The organism is Streptomyces sp. NPDC093795 (genome assembly GCF_044764665.1).
GTDB lineage: Bacteria > Actinomycetota > Actinomycetes > Streptomycetales > Streptomycetaceae > Streptomyces.
This window is the reverse complement of sequence record NZ_JBIWIO010000005.1, coordinates 479,392-495,880: the sequence shown is the minus strand read 5'-3', so window position 1 is coordinate 495,880 and position 16,489 is coordinate 479,392. Positions and strand designations below refer to the sequence as shown.

Annotated in this window: 16 protein-coding genes; 13 read left to right on the top strand and 3 right to left on the bottom strand. The window is 71.2% G+C overall.

Annotated elements, in window-relative coordinates; all coding sequences use genetic code 11:
* On the bottom strand, positions 1 to 107 hold a 107-nt coding region (locus tag ACIRB7_RS17380), incomplete at its 3' end, for an acyl-CoA dehydrogenase family protein (protein WP_146250805.1).
* Between the two features lie 168 nt (positions 108 to 275).
* Positions 276 to 956 carry a ScbR family autoregulator-binding transcription factor gene (locus ACIRB7_RS17375; RefSeq protein ID WP_403598799.1) on the bottom strand — a complete coding sequence of 227 codons (681 nt, stop codon included), beginning with the start codon at positions 954 to 956 and terminating at the stop codon, positions 276 to 278.
* 130 nt (positions 957 to 1,086) lie between these two features.
* Here ACIRB7_RS17375 and ACIRB7_RS17370 point away from each other — a divergent pair, with 130 nt between their 5' ends.
* Both ACIRB7_RS17370 and ACIRB7_RS17365 read left to right on the top strand, forming a co-directional pair.
* Complete coding sequence (locus ACIRB7_RS17370; protein ID WP_403598797.1) at positions 1,087 to 2,037, top strand: ScbA/BarX family gamma-butyrolactone biosynthesis protein; 951 nt, start codon at positions 1,087 to 1,089, stop codon at positions 2,035 to 2,037.
* A 15-nt stretch (positions 2,038 to 2,052) separates the two neighbouring features.
* Positions 2,053 to 3,012 (top strand): NAD-dependent epimerase/dehydratase family protein, encoded by a 960-nt coding sequence (locus ACIRB7_RS17365; RefSeq protein ID WP_403598795.1) that lies wholly within the window; start codon positions 2,053 to 2,055, stop codon positions 3,010 to 3,012.
* Between the two features lie 61 nt (positions 3,013 to 3,073).
* On the opposite strand, the gene ACIRB7_RS17360 is transcribed toward ACIRB7_RS17365, so the two are convergent.
* Complete coding sequence (locus ACIRB7_RS17360) at positions 3,074 to 3,724, bottom strand: ScbR family autoregulator-binding transcription factor (protein ID WP_403598792.1); 651 nt, start codon at positions 3,722 to 3,724, stop codon at positions 3,074 to 3,076.
* A gap of 627 nt (positions 3,725 to 4,351) precedes the next feature.
* On the opposite strand from ACIRB7_RS17360, the gene ACIRB7_RS17355 reads away from it, so the two are divergent.
* The 11 genes from ACIRB7_RS17355 (at position 4,352) to ACIRB7_RS17305 (ending at position 16,484) form a co-directional block, all read left to right on the top strand.
* Positions 4,352 to 5,062, top strand: coding sequence for a response regulator transcription factor (locus ACIRB7_RS17355; protein ID WP_403598789.1), 711 nt, complete (start codon positions 4,352 to 4,354; stop codon positions 5,060 to 5,062).
* Between the two features lie 391 nt (positions 5,063 to 5,453).
* Positions 5,454 to 7,208, top strand: coding sequence for an acetyl/propionyl/methylcrotonyl-CoA carboxylase subunit alpha (locus tag ACIRB7_RS17350; RefSeq protein WP_403598786.1), 1,755 nt, complete (start codon positions 5,454 to 5,456; stop codon positions 7,206 to 7,208).
* Between the two features lie 141 nt (positions 7,209 to 7,349).
* The gene (locus ACIRB7_RS17345) at positions 7,350 to 7,679 is read left to right on the top strand and encodes a TcmI family type II polyketide cyclase (RefSeq protein ID WP_403598783.1); all 330 of its coding nucleotides are present in this window, start codon (positions 7,350 to 7,352) and stop codon (positions 7,677 to 7,679) included.
* The gene (locus tag ACIRB7_RS17340; RefSeq protein WP_403598780.1) at positions 7,676 to 8,947 is read left to right on the top strand and encodes a beta-ketoacyl-[acyl-carrier-protein] synthase family protein; all 1,272 of its coding nucleotides are present in this window, start codon (positions 7,676 to 7,678) and stop codon (positions 8,945 to 8,947) included. The genes ACIRB7_RS17345 and ACIRB7_RS17340 overlap by 4 nt, the downstream gene beginning before the upstream one ends.
* A complete protein-coding gene (locus ACIRB7_RS17335) occupies positions 8,944 to 10,158 on the top strand; it encodes a ketosynthase chain-length factor (protein WP_403598778.1) in 1,215 nt (404 codons plus the stop codon). Before ACIRB7_RS17340 ends, ACIRB7_RS17335 begins: the two co-directional genes overlap by 4 nt.
* Before the next feature lie 41 nt (positions 10,159 to 10,199).
* A complete protein-coding gene (locus ACIRB7_RS17330; protein ID WP_403598775.1) occupies positions 10,200 to 10,469 on the top strand; it encodes an acyl carrier protein in 270 nt (89 codons plus the stop codon).
* Positions 10,470 to 10,530: 61 nt separating this feature from the next.
* On the top strand, positions 10,531 to 11,325 hold the full coding sequence (fabG, locus tag ACIRB7_RS17325) for a 3-oxoacyl-ACP reductase FabG (RefSeq protein ID WP_403598772.1): 795 nt from the start codon (positions 10,531 to 10,533) through the stop codon (positions 11,323 to 11,325).
* Between the two features lie 41 nt (positions 11,326 to 11,366).
* Positions 11,367 to 12,383: an aromatase/cyclase gene (locus ACIRB7_RS17320; protein ID WP_403598770.1), complete on the top strand. Its 1,017-nt coding sequence runs from the start codon at positions 11,367 to 11,369 to the stop codon at positions 12,381 to 12,383.
* 2 nt (positions 12,384 to 12,385) lie between these two features.
* Positions 12,386 to 13,987: an FAD-dependent monooxygenase gene (locus ACIRB7_RS17315; protein ID WP_403598768.1), complete on the top strand. Its 1,602-nt coding sequence runs from the start codon at positions 12,386 to 12,388 to the stop codon at positions 13,985 to 13,987.
* 35 nt (positions 13,988 to 14,022) lie between these two features.
* A complete protein-coding gene (locus ACIRB7_RS17310; RefSeq protein WP_403598874.1) occupies positions 14,023 to 15,513 on the top strand; it encodes an FAD-dependent monooxygenase in 1,491 nt (496 codons plus the stop codon).
* Positions 15,510 to 16,484: an alpha/beta hydrolase gene (locus tag ACIRB7_RS17305; RefSeq protein WP_403598765.1), complete on the top strand. Its 975-nt coding sequence runs from the start codon at positions 15,510 to 15,512 to the stop codon at positions 16,482 to 16,484. The genes ACIRB7_RS17310 and ACIRB7_RS17305 overlap by 4 nt, the downstream gene beginning before the upstream one ends.
* Positions 16,485 to 16,489 lie beyond the last annotated feature (5 nt).

Genomic DNA, 16,489 nt, shown 5'->3' with positions numbered 1-16,489 from the left:
ACCGCCGCGGCGAACGGCACGATCTTCGCCTCCGCGAGCGCACGGACCGACTCCCGGAGCATGTCGTGCTCCTCGGACGGCCGGTACAGGTCGAAGTCCTTGCCCATGATGTCGAGCTCCCCTAGACGCTTGTGGCACTGAGTACCCTCAGCAAAACACACTCAGTGCCATGACGCCAGACCGCCCACGCCGGACCGCGCACGCCAGAGCGCCCCGACGCTGTTCTGCGTCGAGGCGCTCAGTGAACTGCCAGTGAACCGGATGGTCGGTATTCGTCAACCTCTGGTGTCCGCGAAGTTTCCTTCTTCCCTCCGCAGCCGGCTCGCGTCGTACGCCTCCCCGAGCTCCCGGGCGCGACCCTCCGTCATGTCGAGACGCGACAACAGGGCCGGAGTGCAGATGCTCGGCAGGAAGTGCTGGAGCAGCACCGAGACCCGATGAGGCAGGTCGTTGCGATCGCACAGGATCTGGGACATCGCCTGGATGCCGGAGAAGGCTCCCGAGAAGAGCTCGGCGGTGTCCGTCACGTCCACATGGAGGAGCAGCTCCCCCCGCGCCTTCGCGACCATGAGGATCTCCGACACCTGGTCGATCCACGCCCGGAACGGCGCGGCGCGGTCGACCCCGGTGGCGCCACTGTCCAGTGCCAGGGCGACGCTCGCCCGCACGAGGGCGTCACGCTGCAGCCGGTGGGTCAGCAGAAAGGCCTGGTCCGCCAGCTCCTGGAGCTTCACCGTCTGCGGCGCCAGGGGTACGTCGAGCATCTGTGCGTCCAGCACGCCGAGGGCGAGATCTTCCTTGGAAGCAAAGTGGAAATACAGAGCCCCCTTGGTCACCCCGGCGCGCACCAGGATCTCGCCGATGGTCGTCCGCTCGTAGCCGCGCTCCGCGAAGACGGTCGCGGCCGACTCGAGGATCACCTGTCGGGTGCGGATTGCACGCGCTTGCTGCGCCAAGGCGCCTCCTGCTGAAATCGCTGTCTGTGCTCGACGTGTGACGTGAAGCATTGAAAAGAAAACCGCGCTGTACGTATTCTAAGCCGGGCGGACACATCGTCCCGGGGCGCGGGGAACGCAAGGGGGATCCATGGATCAGAACTGTCGAGGAGCTACAACACACGTCCCCGGGGAGTTCGTTCACCGAGCAGATCCCGCGGACATCATCCCCACGGCGTGGACCCAGCTGGGGGAGAATCGGTTCTCCGTCTCCGCGCGCTGGCCTGCCGCACATCCCTTCTTCTCTCCGGTGGCAGGGGACCGGCACGACCCCGTACTGGTGGCCGAGACGATACGCCAGAGCACCATGCTGATAGCCCACGCCGAGTTCGGGGTACCCGTGGACGCTCAGTTCGTCATGTGGGGCCTCTCCTACGACGCCGATCCCGAGGCGCTCACCGTCGACGGACTCTCCTCCGACGTCCACGTCGACGTGATCTGCTCCGACCTCAGCAGCCGCGGCGGCCGCCTCCGCGACATCCGCACCACCCTGGTGCTGACCCGCGACGGGCGGTACCTCGGCACCGGCAAGGCCCAGGCCCGCTGCACCTCCGCGATGGCGTACCGCAGGGTCCGCGGCGAACGGATGGCCGCACTCGGGCGTCCCGTCCCGCTGATCCCGGAGGTGGCCCCGCACCGGGTCGGCCGCGAGGACCCCAAGGACGTCGTCCTCGGCCCCGGGACCCGCCCCGGCGAGTGGCAGCTTCGGATCGACACCACCCACTCCACTCTCTTCCGGCGCCCCAACGACCACGTGCCCGGGATGGTGCTCCTCGAAGCCGCCCGGCAGGCGGCGGCGATGACGACCGGCGGCGGCGCGTACCTGCCCACCGTCATGGACGTCTCCTTCTCCCGCTACGCCGAACTCGACACCCCCTGCTGGATCGAGACCGAGATCGCCCCCGCCATCGACCCCTCGACGACCACCGTCCGGGTCACCGGCCGGCAGGACGACCAGCCCGTGTTCCACTGCACGCTCACCTCCCCGTCCCGGGAACTGGCGATGGCCGCAGACGGCCTCGGCTCCCGGCTGGCGGGCTGAACCGGATCGGAAACGATGGGCCCCCGCATTCTGATCACCGGCGCCACCGGCTTCATCGGCAGCCGGGTGGCGGCCACGGCGACGACGCTCGCGACCTCGGCTCCCGAGCCCGCACGCGTACGCCTGCTCGCCCGTAGCCCGCTGCCCCTCGCGGCAGGGGCGGGAGCGGAGTACGAGACCGCCCTCGGCGACCTCCGCGACCCCGCGTCCCTGCGCCGCGCCTGCGAGGGGGTCGACGTCCTGATCCACTGCGCCTCGGCCATCGGCGGGGACGCGGAACTCGCCCACGCGGTCAACGACGAGGGCACCCGGTCCCTGGTCGACGCGGCCGAACGTGCCGGGGTGACCCGCATCGTCGCCCTGAGCACGGCCTCCGTCCACGGCCGCGGTCCCTTCCGGGCCGCCGGTCCCGGCACCCTCTCGCTCGCCCCGGTCTCCGCGACCAGCCGCACCCGCGCGGCGGGCGAGCGGTACGTCATGGACGCCGGCGGAACCGTACTGCGACCACATCTCGTGTACGGCACCGGCGACCGGCAGCTGATGCCCGGACTGGTCCGGCTCCTCGGGGCCCTGCCCGGACCGCTCGACGGGGGAACGTCACTGCACTCCCTGATCGACGTGGACAGTCTGGCGCGCACCCTGCTCGGCGCGGCGCTCTCGCCCCGGACCCAGCCAGGCCCGTATTACGTCGACCACCCCGATCCGGTGCCGGTCGCGGAGCTGCTCACGGCCGCCGAAGACCTGCTCGTCCACCGGACGGGGAAGCCCCGGGGGCCGGCGGTGGACGTTCCCACGGCCCGCGCCCTGCTCGCCGGACTGCCCTTCGCGCAGCACCACCTGGACATGCTCGCCGTCGACCACTGGTTCGCCGACGACCGCCCCTGGCGGGAGCTCGGCTGTGACCCGGGGCCGGGCTTCACCGCGGGGTTCGCCGGCCACGCCTCGTGGTACCGCGACCTCCTCGCCGACGCGTGAACGGCCGGCCGGCGGCGGATGTTCTCGCTCCGCCGCCGGCCGGCCCTCCCTGGTAGGACGCTCAGCCGACCGGTGCGTGTGCGCGGCCGGGGGCGGCCTGGCTGCCCGCCGGTTCCAGCCCGGCGAGCGTGTCGGCGCCGGTCAGCATCGGCAGCAGGGTCCGCCACAGGCCGGTGATCGTGCCGGGCGACAGCCATTCGCCGTTGTCACGGCAGAGGGCCTCCAGGCCGATGGTGGCGGCCACGATCGTGCTCGCCAGGTCCTGTCGACGGCCGATGCCGGCGGCGAGCAGGCCCTCGTCGGCCGCCTCCGCGAGCCGCTGCTGGACGCAGCTCTGCCATTCCTGGCGCAGATTGAGGTCCGTACGGCGGCCGCTCGAGCAGCTGAGCCGGAAACCCGCGCGCACCACGATGTCCTCACGGAGCAGCTGGGCGAGGGCGTGCGAGGTGTCGGCCAGGTTCTGCAGGGCGTTCGACCGTTCTCGGTACACGATCCTGGCCGTCCGACGCAGGGCGGTCGATGCCTCGCCCTCGACGGCGGCGGCGACCGCCGCCTTGTTCTCGAAGTGGAAGTGGAGCGCGCCGGGGCTCACGCCTGCTCCCGAGCTGATCGCCGACAACTTGGCCAGGGCATAACCGTGCTGGTCGAATTCCCTGGCCGCCGATCTGATCAGCGTGTCGCGGGTCCGTGCGGCCCGCTCTTGTTTGGTCACCAATGGCTCCAGTAGCACCATGCGTCGCAGCGGCACGGTCTTGCACCCCGTTGCGCCGTACCGTTCGACGGTTGTAAACCGACTGCTTGGTATTGTACGAGGTTTTCGTGCGGCCTTGGGGCGTTTCGGTGCACCCGTATTTCTGGGGCCTGGGGGAAAAGTGGAGCGCCGTCCACGCGTGAGAGCGGGACGAGGGCGGGGTTGGCGAACCGTACCAGTGAAGTGACACCCTGATTAACAAACCGAACCAGCGGTTTGTCAAGAAGTAGTCAAGAGTAGGTACTGGTTTCCCCGTATGCGACGACCCGTAGCCGAGCGGTTGATAAATCCCGCCAAATCGGACTGAATTCCAGTAAATCGATCATCACAATGTCAACTCTACGTCAATTTTCTTGCGCAAGACCCTCGGAGAATGGCGCTCGACATGGTAGAGAAATGACCTTTGACAAACCGGCGCAGCGGTTTGTAGCGTTCCGGTGCGGGGTCCCCCACGGATCCCGCGGTTCCGGGACTCCCCACGGGCTCCGGAGCTGAGTGACATAGGTGCTAGGGGGAACCGTGAGCCTGACGTCTGTAGAACTGAAGGAGCCCCATATACCTGCCCCGCGACTCGCTGCGAGAGCGCGTGTGTCGGGCGTGAGCGTCGACACATCCAGGAGAGGCGGTCCGGGCACCTCCACCTGCTGGCGCATCCTGGTCGTGGAGAGGTGCGGCAAGGAGGGGGAGGAGCTGGTCCAGGGGCTCCGACGCCATGGCCACGAGGTCTACCGGGTCGAGACCGGGGGGGCCGCCCTCCAGGCCTACGACGAGGTCGACCTGGTTCTGATCGACCTGGAGCTGCCGGACCTGGACGGTCTGGAGGTCTGCCGGGGCATCCGGTCCGCCGGGGACGTACCGGTGATCGCCGTGACGCGCAGGGGGAGTGAACTCGACCGTGTCCTCGGGCTTCAGGCCGGCGCGGACGACTACCTGGTGAAGCCCTACGGCTTCCGTGAACTGATCGCCCGTATGGAGGCGGTCATGCGCCGGGCCCGGCCGAGTCCGTCGAAGGCCCGCACGGTCACTCGGGGCCCGCTGCACATCGACGCGGCGGCGCGGCAGGTGACGCTGGACGGCAGGGACGTCGATCTGACGCGCAAGGAATTCGACCTGCTCTTTCTGCTCGCCTCCTACCCCGACACCGTCATCCCGCGCGAGCAGCTCATGCAGCAGGTGTGGGGGGACTCCTGGTCGCGGCGGACCGTCGACACGCATGTCAGCAGCCTGCGCCACAAGCTGGGTGCGAGCGACTGGGTGATCACGATCCGAGGGGTGGGGTTCCGCTTAGGACGTGGCTGAGCCCGTCTCCCCGACCCGACGCGAACCGACCTGACGCGAACCGACCCGACGCGAACCGACCTGACGCGAACCGACCGACTCGCCCCGGGCGGCACCCTCAAAGGGTGCCGCCCGGGGCGTTTTCTCTGTGGCGCCATGACCGTCATGACAGCCGCGACTGCCACGGCCGTCATCGGCACGTCTGACGCGGTTCTGACCTTCGCCTGGCGCTTTTCCCACACAGACGCCATGGGCTTGTGAATATTGACGGATTCCTGAACTCACGTGCCTTGAACGGCCCCACGAATCCGAACAAGCTTGTGGTGCAGGTCCGGTGCACCGTCTTCGGGCTCCTTTCCAGAAAATTGGAAGGAACACGGAGAAGGCGAGTCGATCAGGAGTTGAAACCGTCGTGCGCAAGGTGCTCATCGCCAACCGTGGCGAAATCGCTGTCCGTGTGGCCCGGGCGTGCCGGGACGCGGGTATCGGCAGCGTGGCCGTGTACGCCGAGCCGGACCGGGATGCGTTGCATGTCCGGGCGGCCGACGAGGCGTTCGCTCTGGGCGGTGACACTCCGGCGACCAGTTACCTGGACATGGCGAAGGTGCTCCAGGCGGCGAAGGATTCCGGTGCGGACGCCATCCACCCGGGGTACGGGTTCCTGTCGGAGAACGCGGAGTTCGCCCAGGCGGTGCTGGACGCGGGTCTGACGTGGATCGGTCCGCCGCCGCAGGCGATCCGGGATCTGGGTGACAAGGTGGCGGCGCGTCATATCGCGCAGCGCGCCGGCGCCCCGCTCGTCGCCGGCACCCCGGATCCGGTCTCGGGTGCGGACGAGGTGGTGGCGTTCGCGGAGGAGCACGGGCTGCCGATCGCGATCAAGGCCGCGTTCGGTGGTGGCGGGCGTGGTCTGAAGGTCGCCCGGACGCTGGAGGAAGTGCCGGAGCTGTACGACTCCGCGGTCCGTGAGGCGGTGGCGGCGTTCGGCCGGGGCGAGTGCTTCGTGGAGCGTTACCTCGACAAGCCGCGGCACGTCGAGACGCAGTGCCTGGCCGACTCGCACGGCAACGTGGTCGTGGTCTCCACCCGTGACTGCTCGCTCCAGCGCCGTCACCAGAAGCTGGTGGAGGAGGCTCCGGCGCCGTTCCTCTCCGAGGAGCAGAACGCGCAGCTGTACGCGGCGTCGAAGGCGATCCTGAAGGAGGCCGGCTATGTCGGCGCCGGCACGGTCGAGTTCCTGGTCGGTACCGACGGCACGATCTCGTTCCTTGAGGTCAACACGCGTCTGCAGGTGGAGCACCCGGTGACCGAGGAGGTCACGGGTCTCGACCTGGTGCGGGAGATGTTCCGGATCGCGGACGGCGAGGAGCTCGGTTACGGCGACCCGGAAGTGCGGGGTCACTCTTTCGAGTTCCGTATCAACGGTGAGGACCCGGGCCGTGGCTTCCTTCCGGCGCCGGGCACGGTGACCCTGTTCGCGCCGCCGTCCGGCCCCGGTGTCCGCCTCGACGCGGGCGTGGAGTCCGGCAGCGTCATCGGCCCGGCGTGGGACTCGCTGCTCGCCAAGCTGATCGTGACCGGCGCGACCCGTGAGCAGGCGCTCCAGCGCGCGGCGCGTGCGCTGGAGGAGTTCAAGGTCGAGGGCATGGCCACGGCCATCCCGTTCCACCAGGCCGTCGTCGTCGACCCCGACTTCACCGCTGATCCGTTCCGGGTGCACACGCGGTGGATCGAGACGGAGTTCGTCAACGAGATCAAGCCGTTCGCGCCGGGTGGTGCGGACACGGACGAGGACGAGGGCAACCGCGAGACGATCGTCGTCGAGGTCGGCGGCAAGCGGCTTGAGGTCTCCCTGCCGTCGTCGCTGGGGATGACGCTTGCCCGGACCGGGCTCGCGGCGGGTGCGAAGCCGAAGCGGCGGGCGGCGAAGAAGTCCGGCCCGGCCGCCTCCGGCGACACTCTCGCCTCCCCGATGCAGGGCACGATCGTGAAGATCGCGGTCGAGGAGGGCCAGGAGGTCAAGGAGGGCGACCTCATCGTCGTCCTTGAGGCGATGAAGATGGAACAGCCCCTCAACGCGCACCGCTCCGGCACGATCAAGGGCCTGACCGCCGAGGTCGGCGCCTCCGTCACCTCCGGCGCCGCCCTCTGCGACATCAAGGACTGAATTCACGCGTCGACGTCGCCGCACCCCGGAATTCACCCACCCTTTCCCGAATCCTTCCGTATACCTTCCCCGCCACCCCCAGGCCTTCTTCCAGTACGTCCTTTCCCAGGACGGACTTCTTCCGGTGAGGAGAAACAACACATGCACAGCACTCTGATCGTGGCTCGTATGGAACCCGGATCGAGCACCGACGTCGCCAAACTGTTCGCCGAATTCGACGCCTCCGAGATGCCGCATCTCATGGGGACCCGCAGGCGTCAGCTGTTTTCCTACCGGGGCCTCTACTTCCACCTCCAGGACTTCGACACGGACAACGGCGGTGAGCTCATCGAGCAGGCCAAGACCGACCCCCGTTTCGTGGGGATCAGCGAGGACCTGAAGCCCTTCATCGAGGCCTACGACCCGGCCACCTGGCGCTCGCCCGCCGACGCCATGGCCACCCGCTTCTACACCTGGGAGGCGAACGCGTGAGCGCACGACGTGTCGTCATCACCGGCATCGAGGTCCTCGCCCCCGGTGGCACCGGATCCAAGGAGTTCTGGAACCTGCTGAGCGAGGGCCGTACGGCGACCCGGGGCATCACGTTCTTCGACCCGGCGCCGTTCCGCTCCCGCGTCGCCGCCGAGATCGACTTCGACCCGGAGGCCCACGGTCTGACCCCGCAGGAGGTCCGCCGCATGGACCGGGCCGCCCAGTTCGCGGTGGTCGCCGCGCGCGGCGCCGTCGCCGACAGCGGCATCGACCTCACCGCCCACGACCCGCACCGCGTCGGTGTCACCGTCGGCAGCGCCGTCGGCGCCACCATGGGGCTCGACGAGGAGTACCGGACCGTCAGTGACGGCGGCCGGCTCGAACTCGTCGACCACGAGTACGCGGTGCCGCACCTCTACAACTACCTGGTGCCCAGCTCCTTCTCGGCCGAGGTCGCCTGGGCCGTCGGCGCGGAGGGCCCCAACACCGTGGTCTCCACCGGCTGCACCTCCGGCCTCGACTCCGTCGGCTACGCCGTGGAGCTGATCCGCGAGGGCTCCGCCGACGTCATGGTCGCCGGTTCATCCGACGCCCCGATCTCCCCGATCACGATGGCCTGCTTCGACGCCATCAAGGCGACGACCAACCGGTACGACGACCCGGCGCACGCCTCCCGGCCCTTCGACGGCACCCGCAACGGCTTCGTGCTTGGCGAGGGCGCGGCCGTCTTCGTCCTGGAGGAGCTGGAGAGCGCCCGCAGGCGCGGCGCCCACATCTACGCGGAGATCGCCGGCTACGCCACCCGGAGCAACGCGTACCACATGACCGGTCTGCGGCCGGACGGCGCCGAGATGGCGGAGGCGATCCGGATCGCGCTCGACGAGGCGCGGATGAACCCCACCGAGATCGACTACATCAACGCGCACGGCTCGGGCACCAAGCAGAACGACCGCCACGAGACCGCCGCCTTCAAGAAGAGCCTCGGGGACCACGCGTACCGGACCCCGGTCAGCTCCATCAAGTCGATGGTCGGCCACTCCCTCGGCGCCATCGGCTCCATCGAGATCGCCGCCTCGGCCCTGGCCATGGAGCACAACGTGGTCCCGCCGACGGCGAACCTCCACACCCCGGACCCCGAGTGCGACCTGGACTACGTCCCGCTCGTCGCCCGCGAGCAGCTCACGGACTCCGTCCTGACCGTCAGCAGCGGATTCGGCGGCTTCCAGAGCGCCATGGTCCTGGCCCGTCCCGAGAGGAAGACCGCATGAGCGCGTCCGTGGTGGTGACCGGCCTGGGTGTCGCCGCACCCAACGGCCTCGGCCGGGAGGACTTCTGGGCCTCCACCCTCGGCGGCAAGAGCGGCATCGGCCGGCTCACCCGCTTCGACCCCTCCGGCTATCCGGCGCGCCTCGCCGGCGAAGTGCCCGGCTTCTCCGCCGAGGAGCATCTCCCGAGCCGGCTGCTGCCCCAGACCGACCGGGTGACCCGGCTCGCGCTGGTCGCCACCGACTGGGCGCTGGCCGACGCGGGCGTCAGACCCGAAGAGCAGGGCGAGTTCGACATGGGCGTGGTCACGGCCAGCTCCTCCGGCGGCTTCGAGTTCGGCCAGGGCGAGCTGCAGAAGCTGTGGAGCCAGGGCAGCCAGCACGTCAGCGCGTACCAGTCCTTCGCCTGGTTCTACGCGGTGAACAGCGGCCAGATATCGATCCGCAACGGCATGAAGGGCCCCAGCGGTGTCGTCGTCAGCGACCAGGCCGGCGGCCTCGACGCCGTCGCCCAGGCCCGCCGCCAGATCCGCAAGGGCACCCGCCTGATCGTCTCCGGCGGTGTCGACGCCTCCCTCTGCCCGTGGGGCTGGGTGGCGCAGCTCGCCTCCGACCGCCTCAGCACCAGCGAGGAGCCGACCCGGGCGTACGTGCCCTTCGACCGAGAGGCCCGCGGCCATGTGCCCGGCGAGGGCGGTGCGATCCTCGTCATGGAGGCCGCGGCGGCCGCCCGTGAGCGCGGCGCCCGGATCTACGGCGAGATCGCCGGATACGGCTCGACCTTCGACCCCCGCCCCGGCAGCGGACGCGAGCCCGGCCTGCGCAAGGCCATCGAACTCGCCCTCGCCGACGCCGAACTGGCGCCCCGTGACATCGACGTCGTCTTCGCGGACGCCGCCGCCGTCCCCGAGCTCGACCGCGTCGAGGCCGACGCCATCAACAGCGTCTTCGGCACCGGGGCCGTCCCCGTCACCGCGCCCAAGACGATGACCGGCCGGCTGTACTCCGGGGCCGCGCCGCTCGACCTGGCCGCCGCGTTCCTCGCGATGGACGAGGGCGTCATCCCGCCCACCGTGAACGTCGACCCGGCCGCCGAGTACGGACTCGACCTGGTCGTCTCCCAGCCCCGTACCGCCGAGGTGAACACCGCCCTGGTGCTGGCCCGCGGCCACGGCGGCTTCAACTCCGCGATGGTCGTCCGCGCCGCCGACTGACCTTCCACCCCCGCCCGTACCTCACCCACAGGAGAAGAACCATGAGCACCCAGCCCTTCACCCTCGACGACCTCAAGCGGATCCTGCGCGAGGGCGCCGGCGCCGCCGAGGGCGTCGACCTCGACGGCGACATCCTCGACAGCCACTTCGAGACGCTCGGTTACGAGTCGCTCGCCCTCCTGGAGACCGGCAGCCGCATCGAGCGCGAGTACGCCATCACCCTCGACGACGACGTGCTGTCCGAGGCCGACACCCCGCGCGCCCTGATCGACGCCGTCAACGCCCACCTGTCGGCCGCCACCGCCGCCTGACCGGCCGCCTCCCGGCACCCGCCTTCCGTACGCACCCCGGCAGAGAGAAGAGACAGCCAGCATGAGCCAGCAGGAGAAGCAGGAGAAGAGGGTCGCCCTCGTCACCGGAGGCACCAGCGGCATCGGTCTCGCCGTCGCCCGGCTCCTCGCGTCCCAGGGCCACCGCGTGTTCCTCGGCGCCCGCAACGCGGAGAACGTCGCCGCCACCGTCAAGCAGCTCCAGGACGAGGGCCACGAGGTCGACGGCACCACGCTCGACGTGCGCTCCGGCGACGACGTCCAGGCCTTCGTCCGCGCCGCCGTCGACCGCTTCGGCACCGTCGACGTCCTCGTGAACAACGCCGGCCGCAGCGGTGGCGGCCCCACGGCCGACCTCACCGACGAGCTGTGGAACGACGTCATCGACACCAACCTCAACAGCGTCTTCCGGCTCACCCGCGAGGCCCTCACCACCGGCGGCATGCGGGAGAAGTCCCGCGGCCGCATCATCAACATCGCCTCGACCGCCGGAAAGCAGGGTGTCGTCCTCGGCGCGCCCTACTCGGCCTCCAAGCACGGCGTCGTCGGCTTCACCAAGGCCCTCGGCAACGAGCTCGCCCCCACCGGCATCACCGTCAACGCGGTCTGCCCCGGCTACGTCGAGACCCCGATGGCGCAGCGCGTCCGGCAGGGCTACGCCGCCGCGTACGACACCTCCGAGGACGCCATCCTCGAGAAGTTCCGGTCGAAGATCCCGCTCGGCCGCTACTCCACCCCCGAGGAGGTGGCCGGCCTCGTCGGGTACCTCGCGTCGGACACCGCCGCCTCCATCACCTCGCAGGCGCTCAACGTCTGCGGCGGCCTCGGCAACTTCTGATCCCCGCCGACCAACCCGCCCCATCCCGAGGAGAGTTCACGATGACGACCCGTGAGGTCGAGCACGAGATCACCGTCGCGGCCCCGGCCCTGGCCGTGTACCGGCTGATCGCCGAGGTGGAGAACTGGCCGCGGATCTTCCCGCCCACCCTCTACGTCGACCACGTGGAGCGCGGTGAGCGGGAGGAGCGCATCCGGATCTGGGCGACCGCCAACGGCGCCCCCAAGAACTGGACGTCCAAGCGGACCCTGGACCCGGAGGGCCTCCGGATCACCTTCCGCCAGGAGGTCTCCACCCCGCCCGTCGCCGCCATGGGCGGCACCTGGATCATCGAGCCGGTCTCCGCGACCGAGTCCCGGATCCGGCTGCTGCACGACTATCGGGCCGTCGACGACGACCCCGAGGGCCTGAAGTGGATCGACGAGGCCGTCGACCGCAACTCGCGCTCCGAGCTCGCCGCCCTCAAGACCAACGTCGAACTGGCACACGCCTCCGAGGAGATCACCTTCTCCTTCGAGGACACCGTACGGGTCGAAGGATCCGCCAAGGACGTCTACGACTTCGTCAACGAGGCGGACCGCTGGCCCGAGCGGCTGCCGCACGTCGCCACCGTACGCTTCGAGGAGGAGACGCCCGGCCTGCAGAGCCTGGAGATGGACACCCGGGCCAAGGACGGCTCCACCCACACCACGAAGTCGTACCGGGTGACCTTCCCGCACCACCGGATCGCCTACAAGCAGATCACCCTGCCGGCGCTGATGACCCTGCACACCGGCTACTGGACGTTCACGGAGGACGAGGACGGCGTCACCGCCTCCTCACAGCACACCGTCGTCCTCAACACCGGGAACATCGCGCGGATCCTCGGCGCCGACGCCACCGTCGCCGACGCCCGCGACTACGTGCGCACGGCGCTCAGCACCAACAGCCGGGCCACCCTCGGGTACGCCAAGGAGTACGCCGAAACCAAGGCCGGGACCGGAAGTGTCAAGGCCGGGACCGACAGCGCCGAGGCCGGGACCGGGCACGCCGGGCCCCGGACCGAGGGCAAGGGCTGATCATGCCGACCCTGGAGACCGACGTCGTCGTCATCGGTGCCGGTCCCACCGGCCTGATGCTCGCCGGCGAACTGCGGCTCGGCGGCGCGGACGTGATCGTCCTGGAGGCCAGGGACACCCCCACCACCGAGTCCCGGGCCTCCACCCTCCACGCCCGCACGATGGAGCTGCTCGACGAGCGGGGCCTGCTGGCGCAGCTCGGCACCCCGCCGTCGGAGCCCCGCGGGCACTTCGGCGGCATCCCGCTCGACCTGACGCTGCCCAGCCCCCACCCCGGGCAGTGGAAGGTCGAGCAGACCCGGACCGAGGCGCTGCTCCAGGAATGGGCCACCGGCCTGGGGGCCGACCTCCGGCGCGGCCACGCCTGCTTCTCCCTCACGGTGACGGAGGCGTACGTCGAGGCCGGAGCCACCGGCCCGGACGGCCGAGAGGTACGCGTCCGGGCGCGGTACCTCGTCGGCTGCGACGGGGAGCAGAGCACCGTACGGGCGCTGGCCGGGGCCGAGTTCCCCGGTCAGGAGCCCCGGCGCGAGCTGCTCCGCGCGGACGTGGCCGGGATCGACGTCCCGAACCGTCGCTTCCAGCGGCTCCCCGGCGGACTCGCCGTGGCGGCGCGCAGGGACGGCGTCACCCGGGTGATGGTGCACGAGTTCGGCAGGCCCGCGCTCCCCCGTACCGAAGAACCCGGATTCGACGAGGTCGTGGACGTGTGGAAGCGGGTCACGGGGGAGGACATCAGCGGCGGCACCCCGCTCTGGGCCAACTCCTTCCACGATGCCAACCGCCAGCTCACCCACTACCGCGACGGACGGGTCCTGTGGGCGGGGGACGCCGCCCACCAGCAGATGCCCATCGGCGGCCAGGCCCTCAACCTGGGCCTCCAGGACGCCGTCAACCTCGGCTGGAAACTGGCCGCCACCGTGCGCGGCACCGCCCCCGCCGGGCTGCTCGACACGTACCACGACGAACGCCACGCCGTCGGCCGCCAGGTCCTCGGCAACATCAGGGCGCAGGCCCTGCTGCTCCTCGGCGGCCCCGAGGCGGAACCCGTCCGCGCCCTGCTCGGCCCGCTCATCGGCCTCGACGAGGTACGCGCGCACCTGGCCGGCAAGATCTCCGGACTCGGCATCCGGTACGAGGCCGCCGGGTCCGGGGCCGTGCATCCGCTGACCGGCACCCGGCTGCCCCGTACCGCCCTCGCCGAAGGTCATGAGGCGGTGGACCGGCAGCTGCGCGCCGGGCGCGGACTGTTCGTGGTCCTCACCGACGACGGCGCCACCGACGACGTCATGACCGACGACGGCGCCACCGCCGGTGAGGCCGCCGCCCGGCCGGGGCGGGTCGGCGTCGCCGTCGCCCGGCCCGTGCCCGGCGGTGTCCTCGACGGCCTCGACGCCGTCCTCGTACGGCCCGACGGCTATCTGGCCTGGACCTCGGCGGACGGCGAAGGACCGGAAGCGGCCCTGCACCGCTGGTTCGGCGCCCCCACCCATCCACTCCGCGGAAGGACCCCGGAACCATGCCCCAGTCCGCTCCCCACACGAACACGCCCACCGACACCGACACCGACACCAACGCAGACGCCGATATCGACATCGACATAGACGTCCTCGTCATCGGTGCCGGCCCCACCGGCCTGATGCTCGCCGGCGAACTGCGCCTCGGTGGCGCCCGGGTCCTCGTCGCGGAGCGCCTGGAGCGGCCCACCGGCCAGTCCCGCGGGCTCGGGTTCACCGCCCGCGCGATGGAGGTCTTCGACCAGCGCGGACTGCTGCCCCGCTTCGGCCAGGGCGAGACCCTGGAGACCAGCCCGCTGGGGCACTTCGGCGGCGTGCAGTTCGACTACACCGTCCTGGAGGGCGCCCACTTCGGCGCCCGCGGCATCCCGCAGTACACCACCGAGACGGTCCTGGAGGAGTGGGCGGCCGAACTCGGCGCGGACATCCGCCGTGGCTGGGAGTTCACCGGACTCACCCAGGACGACGAGGCGGTGGAGGTCACCGTCCGCACCCCGGAGGGGGAGCGGCGGCTCCGCGCGGCCTACGTGGTCGGCTGCGACGGCGGGCACAGCCCGGTCCGCAAGGCCGCGGGCTTCGACTTCCCCGGCACTCCCGCCACCCGCGAGATGTACCTCGCGGACGTCGTCGGCTGCGGCCTGAAGCCGCGGTTCCTCGGCGAACGGCTGCCGGAGGGCATGGTGATGGCCGCGCCGCTCGCCGAGGGCGTCGACCGGATCATCGTCTGCCCGCACGGCACCCCGCCCCGCGACCGCCGCGACGCCGAGGCCGTGAGCTTCGCCGAGGTGGCCGCCGCCTGGCAGCGCATCACCGGCGAGGACATCAGCGGCGGCTCGGCGGAATGGGTCAGCTCGTTCACCGACACCACCCGCCAGGCCACCGAGTACCGGCGCGGCCGCGTCCTGCTCGCGGGCGACGCCGCCCACATCCATCTGCCGGCCGGCGGCCAGGGCCTCAGCACCGGCGTCCAGGACGCCGCCAACCTGGGCTGGAAGCTCGCCGCCGTGGTACGCGGCACGGCGCCGGACGGGCTGCTCGACACGTACCACGGCGAACGCCACCCGGTGGGGCAGCGCCTCCTCATGAACACCCGGGCCCAGGGCACGGTCTTCCTCGGCGGTGAGGAGTCGGACCCGCTGCGCGAGCTGTTCACCGAACTCCTCGCGTACGACGACGTGAAGCGGCACCTGGCCGGTGTCGTCAGCGGCCTCGACATCCGGTACGGGACGGAGGGCGGCGAGCCGGACGGCGCCCTCGCCGGGACGCGGCTCGCGCACCGGACGCTCACCACCGCGGCGGGGGAGACCAGCACGACGCGGCTGCTCCACTCCGCGCAGGGCGTGCTGCTCGACCTCGCGGACGACCCGGGGGTACGGCAGACCGCGGCGGCCTGGAAGGACCGGGTGGTCACCGTCACCGGCGTACCGCACCCGGTGACCGGCACGGACGTGCTCGCGGGCACGGCCGCCGTCCTGGTCCGGCCCGACGGCCACGTCGTGTGGACGACCTCGGAGGGGACGGACGGCGAGGGCCTGGAAGCGGCCCTGACCCGCTGGTTCGGTCCGCCCGTCCCGAGCTCCGGCCCGGCTTCCGACGGTGGCGTGCCCCGGTGACCACCACGACGAGCGCCCCGGCGACGCCCCTCACCGGGGGCGTACGCCGGATCCTCCTGGACGGCGCCGGGATCCCGATCTCCGCACTGCTCGCCGAACCGGGGCAGGAGTACGGGCACGGGCAGGAGTACGGGCACGGGCTCGGGCCGGAGCGGGCTCCCGGCGCTCCCGGAGAGCGCGCGGCGCCGCGCGCGACCGTGGTCGCCCTGCACGGCGGCGGCATGAGCGCGGGCTACTTCCACGGCCAGGCCCAGCCGGGCCTGTCCCTGCTCACCCTGGGCGCGCGCCTCGGCTTCACCGTCCTCTCCCTCGACCGGCCCGGATACGGCGAGTCCACCGCCCGGCTGCCCCACGGCCAGACTTTGACCGAGCAGTCGGACACCCTGCGCGCCGCCCTCGCGGACTTCGCCGGCCGCCACGCCACCGGCGCCGGACTCTTCCTGCTCGCCCACTCCTACGGCGGGAAGCTCGCCCTGACCGCCGCCGCGCGCGACACCGGAGCCGCCGGCGCCCCGCTTCTGGGGCTCGACGTCTCCGGTTGCGGCCAGGAGTACGCCGTGGGGCCCGACGACCTCCCCGGGAGCCGGGGCCACGGCCACTGGACCCGGAACTGGGGCGCCCTGCGCCTCTACCCGCCGGGCACCTTCGCGGCCAGCGGCGCCCTCGTCGCCCCCATGCCGGAACGGGAACGGGCCGAGGCGCTGCGCTGGCCCGGGATGTTCCCGGAGGTGGCCGCCCGGGTCCGCGTACCCGTACGGCTGACCTTCGCGGAGTACGAGTCGTGGTGGCGCCACGACGAGGCGGCCCTCGCCCGGCTCACCGGCCGCTTCACCGCCGCGCCCCGGCTGCTCGTCGAACGGCTGCCGGACGCCGGCCACAACATCAGCCTGGGCCTGACGGCCCGTACGTACCATCTGCGGGCCCTCGCGTTCCTGGAGGAGTGCCTCGCGACCCTGCGACCCGAGGTGTGACCCCC

Coding starts and splice junctions, on each gene's coding strand:
- ACIRB7_RS17370 (WP_403598797.1), top strand. CDS start 1,087: ATGGATCAGAACTGTCGAGGAGCTACAACACACGTCCCCGGGGAGTTC.
- ACIRB7_RS17365 (WP_403598795.1), top strand. CDS start 2,053: ATGGGCCCCCGCATTCTGATCACCGGCGCCACCGGCTTCATCGGCAGC.
- ACIRB7_RS17345 (WP_403598783.1), top strand. CDS start 7,350: ATGCACAGCACTCTGATCGTGGCTCGTATGGAACCCGGATCGAGCACC.
- ACIRB7_RS17335 (WP_403598778.1), top strand. CDS start 8,944: ATGAGCGCGTCCGTGGTGGTGACCGGCCTGGGTGTCGCCGCACCCAAC.
- ACIRB7_RS17330 (WP_403598775.1), top strand. CDS start 10,200: ATGAGCACCCAGCCCTTCACCCTCGACGACCTCAAGCGGATCCTGCGC.
- fabG (WP_403598772.1), top strand. CDS start 10,531: ATGAGCCAGCAGGAGAAGCAGGAGAAGAGGGTCGCCCTCGTCACCGGA.
- ACIRB7_RS17320 (WP_403598770.1), top strand. CDS start 11,367: ATGACGACCCGTGAGGTCGAGCACGAGATCACCGTCGCGGCCCCGGCC.
- ACIRB7_RS17315 (WP_403598768.1), top strand. CDS start 12,386: ATGCCGACCCTGGAGACCGACGTCGTCGTCATCGGTGCCGGTCCCACC.
- ACIRB7_RS17310 (WP_403598874.1), top strand. CDS start 14,023: ATGCTCGCCGGCGAACTGCGCCTCGGTGGCGCCCGGGTCCTCGTCGCG.